Annotated in this window: 22 protein-coding genes and 1 tRNA gene; 18 read left to right on the plus strand and 5 right to left on the minus strand. The window is 67.8% G+C overall.

Translation table 11 applies throughout. From position 1 onward, the window contains the following. The first annotated feature begins 79 nt into the window (after positions 1–79). The 13 genes from ABDZ81_RS11435 (at position 80) to ABDZ81_RS11495 (ending at position 6,644) form a co-directional block, all read left to right on the plus strand. Complete coding sequence (locus ABDZ81_RS11435) at positions 80–619, plus strand: 30S ribosomal protein S13 (RefSeq protein WP_343774112.1); 540 nt, start codon at positions 80–82, stop codon at positions 617–619. Beyond that, positions 619–1,143, plus strand: a complete 525-nt coding sequence (locus ABDZ81_RS11440) for a 30S ribosomal protein S4 (protein WP_343774113.1) — start codon at positions 619–621, stop codon at positions 1,141–1,143. The genes ABDZ81_RS11435 and ABDZ81_RS11440 overlap by 1 nt, the downstream gene beginning before the upstream one ends. A 1-nt stretch (position 1,144) precedes the next feature. After that, positions 1,145–1,537, plus strand: coding sequence for a 30S ribosomal protein S11 (locus tag ABDZ81_RS11445; RefSeq protein WP_256392116.1), 393 nt, complete (start codon positions 1,145–1,147; stop codon positions 1,535–1,537). Positions 1,538–1,539: 2 nt separating this feature from the next. Next, entirely contained in the window at positions 1,540–2,292 is a 753-nt protein-coding gene (locus tag ABDZ81_RS11450; RefSeq protein WP_343774115.1) for a DNA-directed RNA polymerase subunit D, read from the plus strand. A gap of 182 nt (positions 2,293–2,474) precedes the next feature. After that, a tRNA-Leu gene (locus ABDZ81_RS11455) sits at positions 2,475–2,559 on the plus strand. Then, entirely contained in the window at positions 2,548–2,946 is a 399-nt protein-coding gene (locus ABDZ81_RS11460; RefSeq protein WP_343774327.1) for a 50S ribosomal protein L18e, read from the plus strand. Before ABDZ81_RS11455 ends, ABDZ81_RS11460 begins: the two co-directional genes overlap by 12 nt. Then, positions 2,943–3,380 carry a 50S ribosomal protein L13 gene (locus tag ABDZ81_RS11465; protein WP_343774116.1) on the plus strand — a complete coding sequence of 146 codons (438 nt, stop codon included), beginning with the start codon at positions 2,943–2,945 and terminating at the stop codon, positions 3,378–3,380. The genes ABDZ81_RS11460 and ABDZ81_RS11465 overlap by 4 nt, the downstream gene beginning before the upstream one ends. Further along, positions 3,374–3,769 carry a 30S ribosomal protein S9 gene (locus ABDZ81_RS11470; protein WP_097007833.1) on the plus strand — a complete coding sequence of 132 codons (396 nt, stop codon included), beginning with the start codon at positions 3,374–3,376 and terminating at the stop codon, positions 3,767–3,769. Before ABDZ81_RS11465 ends, ABDZ81_RS11470 begins: the two co-directional genes overlap by 7 nt. Before the next feature lie 12 nt (positions 3,770–3,781). After that, a complete protein-coding gene (locus tag ABDZ81_RS11475) occupies positions 3,782–3,976 on the plus strand; it encodes a DNA-directed RNA polymerase subunit N (protein WP_343774117.1) in 195 nt (64 codons plus the stop codon). Positions 3,977–3,979: 3 nt separating this feature from the next. Then, on the plus strand, positions 3,980–4,162 hold the full coding sequence (locus ABDZ81_RS11480; protein ID WP_343774119.1) for a DNA-directed RNA polymerase subunit K: 183 nt from the start codon (positions 3,980–3,982) through the stop codon (positions 4,160–4,162). After that, positions 4,159–5,364, plus strand: a complete 1,206-nt coding sequence (gene eno, locus ABDZ81_RS11485) for a phosphopyruvate hydratase (RefSeq protein WP_343774121.1) — start codon at positions 4,159–4,161, stop codon at positions 5,362–5,364. The genes ABDZ81_RS11480 and eno overlap by 4 nt, the downstream gene beginning before the upstream one ends. Beyond that, positions 5,361–6,137 carry a 30S ribosomal protein S2 gene (gene rpsB / locus ABDZ81_RS11490; protein WP_343774122.1) on the plus strand — a complete coding sequence of 259 codons (777 nt, stop codon included), beginning with the start codon at positions 5,361–5,363 and terminating at the stop codon, positions 6,135–6,137. Before eno ends, rpsB begins: the two co-directional genes overlap by 4 nt. A gap of 138 nt (positions 6,138–6,275) precedes the next feature. Beyond that, positions 6,276–6,644 (plus strand): DUF7344 domain-containing protein, encoded by a 369-nt coding sequence (locus ABDZ81_RS11495; protein WP_343774123.1) that lies wholly within the window; start codon positions 6,276–6,278, stop codon positions 6,642–6,644. Between the two features lie 9 nt (positions 6,645–6,653). Here ABDZ81_RS11495 and ABDZ81_RS11500 read toward each other — a convergent pair whose 3' ends face one another. The 5 genes from ABDZ81_RS11500 to ABDZ81_RS11520 form a co-directional block, all read right to left on the minus strand. Further along, entirely contained in the window at positions 6,654–7,397 is a 744-nt protein-coding gene (locus ABDZ81_RS11500) for a beta-ketoacyl-ACP reductase (protein WP_343774328.1), read from the minus strand. A 156-nt stretch (positions 7,398–7,553) separates the two neighbouring features. After that, positions 7,554–9,107 (minus strand): class III poly(R)-hydroxyalkanoic acid synthase subunit PhaC, encoded by a 1,554-nt coding sequence (gene phaC / locus ABDZ81_RS11505; RefSeq protein ID WP_343774124.1) that lies wholly within the window; start codon positions 9,105–9,107, stop codon positions 7,554–7,556. 22 nt (positions 9,108–9,129) lie between these two features. After that, on the minus strand, positions 9,130–9,681 hold the full coding sequence (locus ABDZ81_RS11510) for a poly(R)-hydroxyalkanoic acid synthase subunit PhaE (protein WP_343774125.1): 552 nt from the start codon (positions 9,679–9,681) through the stop codon (positions 9,130–9,132). Between the two features lie 43 nt (positions 9,682–9,724). Next, positions 9,725–10,198: a hypothetical protein gene (locus ABDZ81_RS11515; protein ID WP_343774126.1), complete on the minus strand. Its 474-nt coding sequence runs from the start codon at positions 10,196–10,198 to the stop codon at positions 9,725–9,727. Beyond that, on the minus strand, positions 10,191–10,496 hold the full coding sequence (locus tag ABDZ81_RS11520) for an AbrB/MazE/SpoVT family DNA-binding domain-containing protein (protein ID WP_256392104.1): 306 nt from the start codon (positions 10,494–10,496) through the stop codon (positions 10,191–10,193). Before ABDZ81_RS11520 ends, ABDZ81_RS11515 begins: the two co-directional genes overlap by 8 nt. Before the next feature lie 242 nt (positions 10,497–10,738). On the opposite strand from ABDZ81_RS11520, the gene ABDZ81_RS11525 reads away from it, so the two are divergent. The 5 genes from ABDZ81_RS11525 (at position 10,739) to ABDZ81_RS11545 (ending at position 16,950) form a co-directional block, all read left to right on the plus strand. Beyond that, the gene (locus ABDZ81_RS11525; protein ID WP_343774127.1) at positions 10,739–11,410 is read left to right on the plus strand and encodes a MaoC family dehydratase; all 672 of its coding nucleotides are present in this window, start codon (positions 10,739–10,741) and stop codon (positions 11,408–11,410) included. 175 nt (positions 11,411–11,585) lie between these two features. Next, on the plus strand, positions 11,586–12,740 hold the full coding sequence (locus ABDZ81_RS11530) for an ABC transporter ATP-binding protein (RefSeq protein WP_343774128.1): 1,155 nt from the start codon (positions 11,586–11,588) through the stop codon (positions 12,738–12,740). A 139-nt stretch (positions 12,741–12,879) separates the two neighbouring features. Beyond that, positions 12,880–13,536 (plus strand): DUF998 domain-containing protein, encoded by a 657-nt coding sequence (locus ABDZ81_RS11535; RefSeq protein ID WP_343774129.1) that lies wholly within the window; start codon positions 12,880–12,882, stop codon positions 13,534–13,536. Positions 13,537–13,674: 138 nt separating this feature from the next. After that, complete coding sequence (locus ABDZ81_RS11540; RefSeq protein WP_256392100.1) at positions 13,675–13,953, plus strand: UPF0058 family protein; 279 nt, start codon at positions 13,675–13,677, stop codon at positions 13,951–13,953. Between the two features lie 135 nt (positions 13,954–14,088). Then, positions 14,089–16,950, plus strand: a complete 2,862-nt coding sequence (locus ABDZ81_RS11545; protein ID WP_343774130.1) for a DUF7527 domain-containing protein — start codon at positions 14,089–14,091, stop codon at positions 16,948–16,950. The last annotated feature ends 15 nt before the right edge of the window (positions 16,951–16,965 follow it).

Genomic DNA, 16,965 nt, shown 5'->3' on the forward strand with positions numbered 1-16,965 from the left:
AGACGTGTACGAGCACGATTCGTCGCCGGCGGACCCCAACGCACGCGTCGCAAGGCGCGAGTGCAGATCCAACCCACACATGAGTGCAGAACAACCAGACGAACCCGAAGACGACGAGGACCTTCGGTACTTCGTCCGCATCGGGCAGACCGACCTCGATGGGACGAAAGCCGTCGAGCGGTCGCTCATCGAGATGAAAGGCATCGGCCGGCGAACGGCCCGAATTATCGCGGAGAAGGCGGACGTCGACCGCACCGCGACCCTCGGTCGCCTTGAGGAGGACGAGATCGATCGCGTCGTCTCCAAGGTCGAGGAGTACGCCGACGAGGTTCCCGAGTGGCTCACCAACCGCCAGAAGGACTTCTTCTCCGGCGAGACGTCCCACAAGGTCGGCAACGACCTGCAGATGAAGCGGCGTCACGACATCAACCGGATGAAGATGATCGACTCCTACAAGGGCACGCGCCACAAGCGCGGCCAGAAGGTGCGCGGTCAGCGGACCAAGTCCACCGGTCGTACGGAGGGCACCATCGGCGTCAACGTCGAGGAGATCCGCGAAGAGCAGGCCGAGGAAGAGGCAGCGGCGGGCGGCGACGAGGACGAGGGAGGTGAAGAATAATGCCGCTCGGTAGCAAGACGAAGGCCTACGAGACGCCGAACCATCCCTTCCAGGGCGAGCGCATTTCGTCCGAACACGATCTGGTCGGCCGCTACGGCCTCCGGAACAAGGAAGAGCTCTGGCGCGCCCAGTCCGAGCTTCGCAGCTACCGCCGCGAGGCCCGGAAACTGCTCGGTCGCGCGCAGGGCGACGCCGAGGCCGCCGGCCGCGAGGGCGAGGAGTTCCTCGCGCGCCTCAAGCGCTACGGCATCCTGAACGACACCGACGGGCTCGACGACATCCTGTCCCTGGAGATCAACGACGTGCTCGAGCGTCGCCTCCAGACGGTCGCCTACCGACGCGGACTGGCGAACACGCCGCAGCAGGCGCGCCAGTTCATCGTCCACGGGCACGTCGTCGTCGGCGACCGACGCGTGTCGGTCCCCTCCTACAAGGTCGAGGTCGACGAGGAGGAGACCGTCGAGTTCGACGAGACCAGCCCGCTGGCTGACGAACTCCACCCCGAACGAGCGGAGGAGCAATAACATGGCAGAAAACGAGGGAGACAAGTGGGGCGTAGCCCACGTGCACGCATCGTTCAACAACACGCTCATCACGGTCACCGACCAGACCGGCGCCGAGACGATCGCCAAGTCGTCCGGCGGCGCCGTGGTCAAGCAGAACCGTGACGAGGCATCGCCGTACGCGGCGATGCAGATGGCCGAGACCGTCGCCGAGGAAGTGCTGGCGGCCGGCATCGAGGGCGTCCACGTCCGCGTTCGCGGACCGGGCGGGAACCTCCAGAAGAGCCCCGGCCCCGGCGCACAGGCGACGATCCGCGCGCTGGCCCGCGCCGGCCTCGAGATCGGTCGCATCGAGGACGTGACGCCGATCCCCCACGACGGCTCTCGCGCACCCAAAGGAAAGAGCGGATACTAACGATGGCAGTGGACTACGACGTCGAGTTCGTCGAACGCGAGGACCGGAACGCACGGTTCCTCGTCCGCGGGGTCACCCCCGCGTTCGCGAACGGCGTCCGCCGGGCGATGATCGCCGACGTGCCGACGCTGGCGATCGACACCGTCCGCTTCGTCGAGAACTCGTCGGTGATGTTCGACGAGCAGCTCGGCCTGCGGATGGGAATGATCCCCCTGACGACCCCGCTCGGCGAGTTCGAGCTCGGCGACACCGTCACCCTCTCGATCGACGTCGAGGGGCCCGCGACGGCCTACTCGGGCGACCTGGTCAGCAGCGACGACCTTGTCCAGCCCGCCGACGAGAACGTCCCGATCATCGACCTGAAGGACGATCAGCGACTGGAAGCGGAGGCGGAAGCGGTCGCGATGTCCGGCAAGGACCACGCCAAACACCAGGGCGGGGTCGCGGTCGGCTACCGCAACCTCCAGCGCGTCGAGGTCGTCGGCGACCGCGGCGAGTTCGAGGACGCCGAACCGCAGATCGTCCGCGGCGTGATCGAGCACGACGGGGAGCTGATCCCCGCCGAGGAGTTCGACAACGACCTCACGCAGTACGAGCCGTTCGAGGGCAAGGAGCTCGAGGTCCACGACGTCGAGAACGCGTTCGTGTTCCACGTCGAGACCGACGGCTCGTTCACGGTCGACGAACTCGTCACGCAGGCGGCCGACACCATCGAAGAGCGAGCGAGCGAGCTCGAAACGGCAGTACAGCTATAGCATGATCGCCCCCACGAACCACACCCTGACGTCCGCCCGGTCCGGCAGCGAGAGCGCCGGCCGGGCGACGACGCCCGCGGCCGAGTCCGCCGCCGGCAGCCGATTCGACGCCGTTCGATGCGAGGTCGAACCGGTCCAGATCGAAAGTGGTTTTACGGGGCGTCGAGTAACCGGAAGTGCGAGCAGGGATAGCCAAGTTTGGCCAACGGCGCAGCGTTCAGGGCGCTGTCTCGTAGGAGTCCGCAGGTTCAAATCCTGCTCCCTGCATCACACTTCTCACGCGGTCCTAACAGGAGGAAAGTTATGAGCAAGACGAATCCGAGACTGAACAGTCTCATCGCCGAGCTGAAGTCGGTGTCCCGCAACGGGGACGCCGACGTCTGGAGCGACGTCGCGGACCGGCTCGAGAAACCCCGCCGCACGCACGCGGAAGTCAATCTGGGGCGGATCGAGCGGTACGCGCAGGAAGACGAACTCGTCGTTGTCCCGGGCAAGGTGCTCGGGAGCGGCGCCCTGCAGAAGTCGGTCACCGTCGCGGCGGTCGACTTCTCGGGCACCGCCGAGACGAAGATCGAACAGGTCGGCGAGACCCAAGAGCTAGAACAGGCGATCGAACAGAATCCCGACGGCACGAACGTGCGGGTGATCCGATGAGTTACGCGGAGTTCGAGGCCGACGCGGTCGTGGACGCGCGCGACTGCATTCTCGGTCGCGTCGCCAGCGAGGTCGCACAGCGCGCGATCGACGGCGAGCGGGTCGCCGTCGTCAACGCCGAAGACGCCGTCATCACGGGCAGCGAGGACGACATCCTCGATACCTTCGAGACGCGCGCCGAGATGGGATCCGACCGGGGCCCCTACTACCCCAAGCGGCCCGACCGGATCTTCAAGCGCTCGATCCGCGGGATGGTCCCCTACAAGACCACCGCGGGCCGCGAGGCCTTAGAGAGCGTCCGCGTCTACGTGGGCAACCCCTACGACGAGGACGGCGAGGTGCTCGAGGGCACGTCGCTGGACCGGCTGTCGAACATCAAGTTCCTCCACCTCGGGGAGGTCAGCGAGAACCTGGGTGCTAACGTCACATGGTAACCAACACGAGCGGCAAGAAGAAGACCGCCATCGCCCGCGCCACGGTGCGGGACGGTGACGGTCGCGTGCGAATCGATTCCCGACCCGTCGAACTGGTCGAGCCCGAGCTCGCCCGACTGAAGATGCTCGAACCGTTCCGCATCGCGGACGACGTGCGCGACGGCGTCGACATCGAGGTCAGCGTGCAGGGCGGCGGCATCTCCGGGCAGGCCGACGCGGTCCGCACCGCGATCGCCCGCGGCCTCGTCCAGCACACGGGCGACGCCGAGCTCCGGGACGCCTACATGGAGTTCGACCGGTCGCTGCTGGTCAACGACGTCCGGCAGTCCGAGCCCAAGAAGTGGGGCGGTCCCGGCGCCCGGGCCCGCTACCAGAAGTCCTACCGCTAAGGTGATTCAAGTATGATGGTACCAGTCCGGTGTTTCACGTGCGGCAACGTCGTCGGTGAACACTGGGAAGAGTTCAAGGCGCGAGCCCGCGAGGGCGACGAGGACCCCGAGCAGGTGCTGAACGAGCTCGGCGTCGAGCGACACTGCTGTCGCCGGATGCTCGTCTCGCACAAGGACCTCGTCGACATCGTGGCCCCCTACCAGTAACCCATGTCCCAATCACAGCGATTCACACGGTACGAGAAAGCGCGGATCCTGGGCGCGCGAGCGCTCCAGGTCTCCTACGGGGCACCGGTGCTGATCGACACGGACCAGACCGAGCCGATCCTGGTCGCCGCCGAGGAGTACGACGCGGGGGCGCTCCCCTTCACGGTCAACAGAGGCGACACATGACACTGATCACCGACATCCGACTCCGGCGCGTCCTCGACTCGCGGGGCAACCCCACGGTCGAGGCAGACGTACTGACCGAGAGCGGCGGCTTCGGCCGCGGCGCCGCACCGAGCGGCGCCAGCACCGGCGAGTTCGAGGCGATCGAACTGCCGGCCAACGAGGCCATCGCCGCCGCCCGCGAGCACGCCGTCCCGCGCCTCGTCGACGAGGTGTACGCCGGCGACCAGCGCTCGGTCGACGCCGCGCTGCGGGCCGCCGACGGCACCGAGGACTTCTCGGAGATCGGCGCCAACAGCGCCGTCGCGATCAGCATGGCCGCCGCGAAGGCCGGCGCCGACGTGCTGGGCGCGCCGCTGTTCCAGCATCTGGGCGGCGCCTTCCGCGGCGACAACTTCCCGATCCCGCTGGGTAACGTGATCGGCGGCGGCGAGCACGCCGCCGACGCCACGGACATCCAGGAGTTCCTCTCGGCGCCGGTCGGCGCACCGAGCGTCGCCGACGCCGTGTTCGCCAACGCGCAGGTCCACCAGGAGATCCACGACATCCTGCTCGACCGGGACGTTCCGTCGGGCAAGGGCGACGAGGGCGCCTGGGCGCCGTCGATCGACGACGCCGAGGCGTTCGAGATCGTCGAGGAGGCGACCGACGCCGTCGCCGACGAACTCGGCTTCGAGATCACGTTCGGGCTCGACGTCGCCGCCGCGGAGATGTACGACGAGGACGAAGGCGGCTACGTCTACGGCGATCAGGTCCGCGACACCGAGGAGCAGATCGACTACATCGCCGAGCTCGTCGAGGAGTACGACCTCGCGTACGTCGAGGATCCCCTCGACGAGAACGACTTCGACGCCTTTACCGAGCTCACCGACCGCGTCGGCGACCAGACGCTGATCTGCGGCGACGACCTGTTCGTCACCAACGTCGAGCGGCTGGAGCGGGGCATCGAGCAGGACGCCGCCAACAGCATCCTGATCAAGCCCAACCAGATCGGCACCCTCAGCGACGCGTTCGACGCGATCGAGCTCGCCGCCCGGAACGAGTACGGGACGATCGTCTCCCACCGCTCGGGCGAGACCGAGGACACGACCATCGCACACCTTGCCGTCGCGACCGACGCCGAGTTCATCAAGACCGGCGCCGTCGGCGGCGAGCGCACCGCAAAACTCAACGAACTCATCCGCATCGCGGACGACGCAGCATGACAGACAACGACGCAGAACAGGAGGGCCTCGACGCGGCGCAAGAGGAGGTCGACCAGGAGCCGGAACCCGGCGCCGGTCCGGCCGCCGAGCCCGACGAGGCCGAGCCCGTAGAGGGCGACGATGAATCGACCGCCGACGCCGAGGAGGCCGAGGCCGAACCGCAGCTCGACGAGGACGTCATGTCCGACGAGGAGGCCGACCTCCTCATTCCCGTCGAGGACTACCTGGGCGCCGGCGTCCACATCGGCACCCAGCAGAAGACCGCCGACATGGAGCGGTTCATTCACCGCGTCCGCACCGACGGTCTGTACGTGCTCGACGTCGGGACGACCGACCAGCGGATCCGCACGGCCGCGGACTTCCTGGCGAACTACGAGCCCGAGCAGATTCTCGTCACGTCGTCGCGCCAGTACGGTCGCTTCCCCGCCGAGAAGTTCGCGGAAGCGGTCGGCGCGCGCGCCCGCACCGGTCGCTTCATCCCGGGCACGCTGACGAACCCGAAGTACGACGGCTACATCGAGCCGGACGTGCTGGTCGTCACGGACCCGATCGGTGACTCCCAGGCTGTCAAGGAAGCGATCACGGTCGGCATCCCCGTGATCGCGATGTGCGACTCGAACAACTCGACGAGCAACGTCGACCTCGTGGTCCCCACGAACAACAAGGGCCGCAAGGCGCTGTCGGTCGTCTACTGGCTGCTGGCCAACGAGACGCTCGACCGCCGCGGCGCCGAGCCCGCCTACGCTCTCGACGACTTCGAGAGCGGCATCTGACGGGCCGGTCTCTCTTTCGATCGGTGCGGTAACTACCCGTTAGTACTTCGTAAACACCGTTTTACGGCTCGGTCGCCTTCGTAGATCCATGTTCTCGAAACTGGGACTCGCCGACGGGGAGCGCCGCGGAGGGAACCCATGAGTCAGGTCACGGAGGATCAGGTAGACCTCTCGCCCGACCAGATCTACGAGATCCTCGGGCACGCCTACCGCCGACATACGCTGTGCGTGCTCCACTCGCGGGCCGGCGCCGTCGACCTCGACGAGCTGGCGACCCAAGTCGCAGCGCGGTGCCGGGACGAGCCGGTGGCCGAGATCGACGAGGACGACCGGGACGCCGTGCTGGTCGAACTCCATCACAACCACATCCCGCGGCTCAGTAGTGCGGGCCTCGTCGACTACGACCCGGGCGCGAGCGGCGCGGTCGAACTGGTCGGCGACATCGAGCCGCTGCTGCCGACGCTCCGGTCCGGCGGCGAGGAGCTGCGGGAGTACCGCCTTGACTGAGCGACGCCGTTAGAGGTCCATCCCGCCGTTGACGTCGATGACCTCGCCGGTGATATAGGACGACTCCTCGCTCGCCAGGAAGCGCACGGCGGCGGCGATGTCGTCGATCTGCGCGAACCGGTCGAGCGGGATCTCCGAGCGGATCTTCTCCTGAATCTCGTCGTCGACCTCGTCGAGCATGTCGGTCTGCGTGAAGCCGGGGGCCAGGCAGTTCGCCGTCGACCCCGAGCGGGCGAGTTCGAGCGCGATCGTCCGGGTGAACCCGAACAGTCCGCTCTTGGCGGTCGCGTAGTTGGCCTGCCCGAAGTTCCCCTGCTTGCCGACGATGCTGGAGATGTTGATCAGTCGCCCCTCGTCGGCCGATTTGATGTCCTCGAAGAACGTCTGTGTCACGTTGAACACGCCGCCGAGGTTGACGTCCATCACCTGGTCCCACTCCTCGCGGGTCATCTCCTCGAAGCGCGTGTCCTGCGTGATCCCGGCGTTGTTGACGAGCACGTCGATCTCGCCGAACTCGTCGTGGATCAGGTCCCGCATCGCCTCGACCTCGCGGCGGCCGGTCACGTCGGCCTGCGCTTTGATCGCGCTGCCGCCGTTCGAGCGAATCTCCTCGACGGCGTCGGCCGCCTCCTTCTCGGAGGCCCGGAAGTTCACGACCACGTTCGCCCCCTCCGAGGCGAGGTGCTCTGCGATGCCGCGTCCGATCCCGCGCGATGCGCCCGTCACGAGGCAAGTTCGCTGGTCCATGGGAATCACCGTAGGTGGCCGGGGTCGCGCCCCGCCCGCATTATCTAGCGCTTCGCTAGTCGTTGTGATAAAGGTGGGCGCCTCGAAGCATCGGTGCGGGAGAGCAGGCGGCGAAAAATCAGCGTTCGAAACTGGGGCCGCGGCGAATCGGGCCCGCGTCGTTCAGTTCTCGTCGCGGTACGCCTGGGCCTGGTCGACCCAGTCCTCCAGGCGACCGACCGGGACGTCCGTCGACTCGGCGATCGCGACGACGTCGGCGTCGGCCAGCTCCTCGACGGAATCGATCCCGGCCTCGCGGAGTTCGTCGGCGTAGGTCGGGCCGATGCCGTCGAGCTCCTGCAGGTCCGTGCCGGCGAGTTCGCCGCCGTCCGTCTCGCCGTTCTCGGCGTCGCTCTCCTCGTCGACACCGGCCTCGTCGCCCGCCACGTCCTCGGCGAGCGCGGCGTCGGCGTCGTCCTCCGTCGTGGCGCTGCCGTCCGATTCTGCTTCGGCGTCGTCCTCGGTGACGTCGTCGACGATCTCCTCGTCGACGTTCATCTCCCCCGGCTCGGCGGGCTCGTCGTCGACCTCGGCCTCGCCGCGCTCCTCGATCTCCTCGTCGAAGCGATCCTCGCCGGGGAGGTCCTCCTCGACCTGCGAGCGCTCCTCGAACCACTCGCAGACGTCGGGCCACAGCTCGGCGTGCGAGCGCGAGGAGACGCTCATCCCGATGTGGCCGGTGCGGAACTCCTTGATCTCGGTGTCGTCGCTCGGGACGACCTCGTTGAACGGCTTGGAGGCCTCCGGCGGGATCAGGTGGTCGTACTCGGCGACGATGTTGAGCACCGGCATCTCGATCTCGTCGAGGTCGACGTGCTTGCCGTCGAGGTAGAGCTCGTTGTTGTACAGCTTGTTCTCCTGGTAGATGTCCTCGATGAACTCCTCGAACGTCTCGCCGGCGACGTCGATGCCGTCGCCGAGCCACTCCTCCATCCGGGCGAAGTTCTCGACGAAGTCCTCGTCCTCGACGTTGTCGTAGAACCGGACGTACTTGGTGAGGTAGTTCTCGACGGGGTCCATCAGCGCGAAGCCGACGTCGAGGAAGTCCGAAGGAACGTTGCCGAACGTGTCGGTGACGGCCTCGGGGTCGAAGTACTCCTCGTCGCCCCACATCTCCAGCAGGCCGCCGCTACCGGAGAAACAGAGTCCGGCGGCCATCAGCCCGAGGTTGCGGACTTTCTCGGGGTGGAGCGCGGCGTACATCACGCTCATCGTCCCGCCCATGCAGTAGCCCAGCAGGTTGATGCTGTCCTGCCCCGAGCGCTCGCGGACGACGTCGACGCAGTTGTCGACGTAGCGGTCGACGTAGTCGTGGAGCTGCAGGGACCGATCGAGCTGGGAGGGCTCGTCCCAGTCGATCAGGTAGACGTCGAAGCCGTTCTCCAAGAGCGTGCGCACGACCGAGCGGTCGGGCTGCAGATCGAGGATGTACGGTCGGTTGATCAGCGCGTAGACGATGAGGATCGGGACGTCGTGTTGCTCCTCGGTCTGGGACTCGTAGTGGTAGAGCTGGAGCTTGTTCTCCTCGTAGACGACCTCGTGGGGCGTCTCGCCGACGTCGACCTCCGAGATGGTCTCGTTGGCGTCGGGCGCCGCACCCGATTTCTTGACGACCTCGGCGGCGGACTCCCAGGTCTGGCGCTGGAGGTCGAGCGTCGCGGTGAATGGGTTCATCATGTGTGGGAATTTCCGTGGGAGCTCACTCTTCGAGGTGCTCGAGCACGCGGTCGAGCTTCCGTTCGACCTCGTGCTGGCGGCGTTCGAGTTCGACCAGGCGGTCGCCGATCTCCTCGACGTCGCTCTGGGTCGGGATCCGGAGCTGGCGGAGCGTCGCCTCGGCGCTGTCGTCGGCCATCTGCCGCACTTCCATGGCGTCCTGGACGGTCTCGCCCGTCGCTGCGGCGAACGCGCTCGTGGACATGACCTCCTTGAACGCCTGGTTGGCGCTGTTGAGCCAGACGTCGCGGAACTCCTCGACGTCGACCTCCTCGCCCTCGGCGGCGTCGGCGGTGCGCTCGACCATCTCCTGGGCGGCGTCCATCCAGACCTGGTAGGCCTTGGCGTACCCCTGGACGCCCTCGCCGAGTCGCTCGTCGTCGGCCGACGATTCGAGTGTCTCGGACCAGGACTCGACGAACTCGGCCTGGGCCTCGACGTTCTGTTCGAGGGCGTCGACGAACTGCTCGTTCATCTCTTCCATGAAGGAAGTCCAATCGTGCTGTGCGGCGTCTGTGGTGGATGAGTCGTTCATTGTCCAAAAATTGCGGCTGCTGTCGGAAAAGCGATTCGCCGATTTACGCGGCGGAGACGTCGATCTCCTCGGCGGCGTCGACGGCGCTGGATTCGACCTCTTCGTGGGCGTCGAGGAAGGTGTCGAAGGACTCGTCGACGGCGTCGACGTACTCGTCGGCGAACTGCTCGAAGCCGTCGGCGCTCTCGGCGAGCGCCTCGTGGACGGCCGACCAGGACTCGGCCTGGGCCTCGTCGTAGGCCTCGAACTGCTCGTCGACGAGCTCGCGGGCCTGGTCGAAGTCGACCTCGGCGTCGGCGGGCGTCGCCTGCTCGACGGCGTCGAAGTAGGCGTGGAGGGCCTCCTTGGTCAGGCGGGCGTTCTGGTCGGCGAGCGACTCGGCGGTTTCGGCGCCGTCGACCATCGCGTTGACGGCGGCCTTCTGGGCCTCGACGGCCTCGTGGGTGACGTTCTGGGTCTGTTCGAGGGCGGTGCGCTGGAGGTCGAATGCGGTCTGGATGGGGTTTGCGTTACTCATTGGTATCACCTAGGGGGATGACGATCGTCTGGACGATGTCGCCCTCGTCGATGTCGAGGGCCTCGCGTTCCGCGTCGGGGATGCTGATCCGCCCGCCGCTCTGCACGCGGGTCTTGAACGTCGCGGTTCCCATCGTCATCGCGGGGAACTGCGAGAGGTTCCCTCCCGCGCCGGCGTTGGCGGAGAGGAACTGCTTCATCAGCTCCTGCTGACTCTCGACGGCCTGCTCGCCGGCCTCCTGCATCTGCTCTGCGAACAGCGCCGGCGGCCACTGCATCCCGCTGGAATCGTCCGTCATCACTACTGTGTACTCGGCGGGCGCTAATAAGCCTTGCCCTCAGATGGTTCTCAATGGTATCAGATGGTATCGGCTGGAACGAGGTCGCTCGGCGCCGATTTCCGGCCGTTCCGCGCGGCGGTGATTCGGCCGATTGCGATTCGGCGTCGATCCGACGTCGGCGCGACGCCGATGTCGGGCCGACGAACCCGAGCGCTGCCGCGGCCAGAGGACTGATAACCCCTGGGTTGCTTCGGGCGTCTATGTCCGACAACACGACGCCCGCAAATCCGCTGTCGGCGATGACCGACGCGTGGGTGCAGATGACGCAGACGGCGATCGAGAGCGCGACCGCCGTGAATCGCGCCGCCCTCGGCACCTACCAGGACAGTAACGGCGACGACCGCCCGAACGACGCCGTGAGCGACGGGGGCGCCAAAGCCGAGTCGGCGCCGGGCACGGAGCCGAGCGAGCTCCCCTCGCTCGCGTTCGAGGACGCCGAGTGGTCGTTCGATCGTTCAGCCGAGGATGCCACCGCGCTCGCGGTCGGCGACAGCGTCACGTTCACGAAGCGGATCACCGCCGAAGACGTCGAGCGGTTCGCCGCGGTCAGCGGCGACACGAATCGCCTGCACCTCGACGACGAGTTCGCCGAGGACTCGCGCTTCGGCGGCCGCATCGCCCACGGGACGCTCGTCTCGGGACTGATCAGCGCCGCGCTCGCGCGCCTCCCCGGGCTCACGATCTACCTCTCGCAGGATCTGGAGTTCCGCGGTCCGGTCGAGCTCGACGACCGAGTCAGCGCGGTCGTCGAGATCGTCGAGGATCTGGGCGACGGCCAGTTCCGGCTCGCGACGACGATCGAGAACGCCGAGTCGGGGACGACCGTGATCGACGGCGAGGCCGTCGTACTGATCGACGAACTACCCGTGTAGGGGCCGGCTCGTCCGACCAGCGAACGGCCCCCGCGATCCGGCGCGGCGGGCGACCGAAATGTTTTAGGAAAACCTAAAGATATATCTACGGGAGCAACGCCTCTCAGCAGTCGGTCCCGTCGGGCGCCGACGGTTTCGACCGGGAGGCAGGCGGCTCGTCCGTCGGAGGCAAAGGATGGCAACTCAGGGCACACACAGTTCGCGGACGACCGCGGAGAAACGGGATGCAGACGAACGGGAACGAGCGGCGTCGCGAGGCGAGGCCGCCCTCTCGATCGAGCAGGTCACGAAATCGTTCGGCACCGAACTCGCCGTCGAGGAGCTGTCGCTGTCGGTCCGACGGGGCGAACTGCTGACGCTGCTGGGCCCCTCGGGCTGCGGGAAGACGACGACGCTGCGCCTGATCGCCGGGCTCGAACAGCCCGACGAGGGGCAGATCGCGCTGGGCGACCGCGAGGTCTCGAGCGACGAGACGTTCGTCGCGCCCGAGGACCGCGACGTCGGCGTCGTGTTCCAGGGGTTCGCGCTGTTTCCCCATCTCACCGCCGCGGAGAACGTCGCGTTCGGGCTGGACGACTACGACGCCGACGCGAAGGACGCCCGCGTCGAGGAGCTGCTCGAACTGGTGGGGCTCGCCGATCAGGGCGACGCCTACCCCAACGAGCTCTCGGGCGGCCAGCAACAGCGGATCGCGCTGGCGCGCTCGCTGGCGCCCGAGCCCGAGATCCTGCTGCTCGACGAACCGTTCTCGAATCTCGACGTCGATCTGCGCGTCGAAATGCGCGAGGAGGTCCGCCGAATTCTCAAGGAGGCCGGCGTCACAGCCGTCTCGGTCACGCACGACCAGGAGGAGGCGCTGTCGATCAGCGACCGGGTCGCCGTGATGAACGACGGCCGAATCGAGCAGGTCGGCCGTCCGGAAGCGGTGTTCCAGCGCCCGACCTCGCGGTTCGTCGCCGGCTTCCTCGGCCACGCGAGCTTCCTGTCGGCGTCGGTCGACGGCGAGGACGTCGAGACGCCGATCGCGACGATCGACCGCGACCGGATCTACGGGTTCGCACCCGAGTACGACGACGCCGAGATCGACGTGCTCGTGCGGCCCGACGACCTGCTCGCCGTGTCGGCCGACGATGACGACGCCGACGGCCGGATCACCTACCGGCGGTATCTGGGGCCGTCGGTGCTGTACCGCGTGGAGCTCGACGCCGGCGGCACGATCGAGTGCATGCACAACCACAGCGAGACGCTCGATCTCGACGAGCGCGTCTCGGTCACGCTCACCGCGGACCACGAACTCGCGTGGTTCCCCGCGGACGCCGCGAGCCGGTAAGCGCGGACGCCGCGAGCCGGTAAGCGCGGACACCGCGAGCCGGTAAGCGCGGACACCGCGAGCCGCCGAGCGCGGACGCCGAACCTTCATTCTGCAGCGCGACCGAACTTATTTGAACGGTCAACGGGTTCGAGGTTGTATGAACGTGCGCCGCGCAGCGGCGGCGTCCGGGCTGATCGCCCCGGTCGTCGCGGCCCTCGGAATCTTCGGTGCGACGATCCTCGACCCGTCGTTCGCGTGGACGACGAGCGCGCTCTCGGATACCGGTGCGCTCCCCGACGGCCGGTCGGTGACGTGGTCGTTCGTGAGATCGAACCCGCAGTTTCCGGTGTTCAACGGCGGGCTGATCCTCACCGGGATCGTCGGGCTTCCGTTCGCCGCGACGCTGTGGTCGCGCGCGGAGAACGTGCCCCACCGGATCGGCGTCGCCGCGTTCCTGGTAGCGATCGTCGCGCTCGGACTCGTGGGCGTGTTCCACCTGCCGCGGCCGCCCCACGGCGCGGTTGCGATCACCCACTACCTCGCGGCGACAGTCGCGCTCTGGACGTTCGGCACCGGCTCCGCGCTGGCCGGCGACGTCCGACGCGGGCTGGCGACGATCTGGCTCGGGATCGGGCACCTGCTGTTCTGGCTCGTCTGGGCGGCGGTCCTCAGTTCGGGACCCGTTCCCGGACTGGCGATTCCCGAGACGGTCGGCGCGGCGATCTTCGGCGGCTGGGTCGTCGCGACGGCGCTCGAAGAACTCGGCTGGTGGCAGCCGACTCGGTCGATCGACGGGACCGCCGATCGGCTGTGACGCCGCCGTGCACTCGTCTGACCCGCGAACTGGGGCTGTGAACGTCGTTCTCGGCGCCGGTGCCGACGGTAATCGATCCGGGACGATGTTACCGGAACAGTAGTAATTCTTAACTCCGGGACCCCCTTACGTTCGCTCATGCACAAAGACGAGCTTCTGGAACTCCACGAGCAGATGGTCATCATCATGGAGAACTTCGCCGAGCGCGACCACGTCGATCCCGAACTGTTCGAGCCCTACTACAACCTCGACGTCGACCCCTCGCACGTCCACAAGTCCAAGAGCGAGCACAAGCACGCCGTGTTCGTGCTCGGCAACGCGCTCGCGAACGCGATGAGCGACGACGAGTTCTCCAGCGCCGGCCGCATCGGCAAGCGGATGCAGGAGCTCGCCGACGACGCCGAGTCCAAGATATAGGGCCGCCCGCTCGGTGACGCGCTTTTCTCTACGTCCATTTCGCTCGGCGCCGCATCGGTACCGGATCATCGTCGGCGGGTCCGGCCGGCGCCCACGCCGGAAAGTATTTGGTGCGCATGTGGCTTGTAGCCGTATATGAATACGCGCACGCAGGAGCGCGTCGAGCGGTGGGAGTCCCGGTCGTTCTCTGGCGGTTACGGGGGGCTACGCGACCTCTCGGACTCCGACTTCTCCGGCGCGGTCGAGGCGGCGGGCGCGTGGCTGTTCATGCTGAACGGCCGCGTCGTCGGCATCCACGAGGGTAGCATCGAGGACTTCGAGGACGCCAGCGGGACCGCACACGTCGCGCCGGACCCGGCGCTCCCGCTGCTGTTCTCGATGTGGGAGACCGGCGGCGAGACCCAGGGCAAGTACTACACGGAGGACACCTCGGTCTCGGAGGTCGACGACACGTTGACCTCCGGTTCGTTCACCGGCTACCTCGAACTGAGCGAGAACGTGCTTTCGGGCGACTACTACGTCGTCTACTACGGCGGCCGCTCGATGAGCGCCGCCTTCGTCGGCAACAAGGAGGAGCTGCTCGGCGGCGACGAGGCGTTCGAGCGCGCCGACGACGAGGTGGGCATCTACGAGGTGATCGACGTCGACGTCGACGTGATCGAGATTCCCGAGCCCGAGGGCGCCGACACGACCGACGAATCGGCGACGAGCGACGACGCCGCCGTCGCCGGCGGGCCGGCACCCGCCCCCGACCGCGAGGACGCCTCGGCGGCCGGGGCGGACGCGCCCGCAGCGAACGACGCGTCCGCACCGAACGACGCGTCCGTGGCTGCGAGCGCGTCGGACGACACGGCCCCGGATGCGACCGAGGCCACCGGACACGCCGAAACTTCGGCCCCGGATCCGACCGTGAACGACGACGATCCGGCCGGTCGGGAGTCGGTCGCAGACGATCGCACGGCCGACGCGGACGCTCGCACACTAGACCCGGACGATTCCGCCACCGACGCCGAGGAGCGCATCGCGGGCTACGAGGACGTCGAGTTCGACGGCGAACCCGGAGCGCCGGCCGACGACGCGGACGACGCGATTCCCGGCGGCGATCCGGACGGACTTCCGGACGAACTGGTCGACGACGTCGAACCGGCGCCGTCGTCGGACCCCTCCCGGACGGCGTCGTCGAGCGAAGGCCGGGTGTCGGCCGACGATGCGGCATCGGACGACGACGCCGAGAACCGAGTTGACGAGCAGTCGCAGGCCGACGAACGATCCGCCGTCCGTGACGCCACGCGCCCCGACGACCGCGGCGGCAGTTCGAGCGAGCCCGAACGCAGTGGATCTCCGGCCGATCCCGATCGCGGTTCCGACACGCGGACCACCCCGACCGAAGGCGACGGGCGCACCGATCGCGCTGGGACCGGTGAAAGTTCGAGCCGATCGTCCCAGCGCCGCGACCGCGAGGAGGTCGCCGACGGCGCCGTGAGGGATCGGTCTCCAGCGTCAGACGGTAGAGATGCGGCAGCCGATGCCGATCCGTCGTCATCCCAGTCCGCCGACGCGTCGGCGGGTCGCGGCCGCTCGGCTCCTGACCATGCGACCGCTTCGGCGGGTGCCACGCCCGAGGACGACGCTGGGGACGACTCGGAGATCGACTGGGAGAACGTGAGTACGATCCCCTCGCTCGACCCCGACCACAGTTCGACGCCGGAGCCGGCAGACGCCGGCGGCACCGCGGCGTCGACGGCGTCAGGATCGGCCGGCGGACCGTCGTCGCCGAGCGCAGCGGCGTCCGGATCGAGTTCGTCGCGTTCCGACGAGCCCGGCGGCCGCGCCGGGCGAAACGGCGGAACCAGCGGGCGCGCGAACGATGCCGACCGACAGTCGTCTCGCCGACAATCCACCCAGGACGCCGACCGACGGTCGCGACGGGACGCCGACGGACGATCCTCGCAGCCGTCCGCCGGTCGAGCGGCAGAGAGCGACCGCCGGCAGTCCGCGCCCGCTCGTTCCGCCGAAGCGAACGCCGGGCCGTCGCAGGCCGATCTCGAGGAGCGCGAGGAGCGGATCGAGGAGCTCGAAGCCGTCGTCGAACGCGTCCGCGAGGAGCGGGACGATCTGAAGAGCGAGCGCGATCGGCTCGAAGGGAAGAACGAGTCGCTGCAAGACGAGATCGCGCAGTTAGAGGGCGAGATCGAGCGCCTGGAGTCCGAAGTAAAGCGCCTCGAAACCGCGCTGGAGGACGCCGGTGTGACCGCTCACGACGCCCCGACGCAACTGCACCCCTCCGAGGCGATCGCGGGGACCAACCTGTTCGTCCGGTACCGGTCGAAGGGTGAGGCGACGCTCGAGTCGGCCCACGCCGGCGACGCCGACGCCAGCGCCGTCAACGGGAACGTTCGCCTCGAACGACACACCCAGTTCGACGCCGACGACGCCGCGGTGAACGGCCAGCCGTACGGCGAGTTCCTCGAATCGACCCTGGAGTACCAGTTCGTCCGCTGGACGGTCGAACAGCTGCTGTACGAGATCCGCGACACCGGCCACGCCGGGGGACTCAAGGATCTCTACGACGCGTTGCCCGACGTCGACCGCGCGGAGCTGGGCGGCGAGGTCGACATCGTCTACGAGGAGGACGGCGAGCAGATCACCGAGCAAGCGACGTTCGACGTCGTGCTGCGCGACCGGATGGGCAACCCGCTCGTCGTCGCCGATCTGAACGACTCGCGGGACCCCGCCACCGAGTCGATGCTGGTCGAACTGGAATCGGCCGCGAGCCGGATCAAGCAGGCGAACGAGGAGCTCTCGGCGGCGTTCCTGGTGACCTCGTCGTTCTTCGAGCCCGGCGCGCTGGAGGCGGTCGCGGAGGCCACCAGCGGCAGCCTGCTGAGTCGTGACTCCCGGGAGAGCTTCGTGAAGCTATCGCGAAAACAGGGGTATCATCTCTGTCTCGTGGAGGCTCGCGACGACGAGTTCCACATCAACGTGCCCGAACTCTAAGGTGGCGTGCCGGGG

The sequence above is a fragment of the Natronoarchaeum mannanilyticum genome (assembly GCF_039522665.1).
Lineage (GTDB): Archaea > Halobacteriota > Halobacteria > Halobacteriales > Natronoarchaeaceae > Natronoarchaeum > Natronoarchaeum mannanilyticum.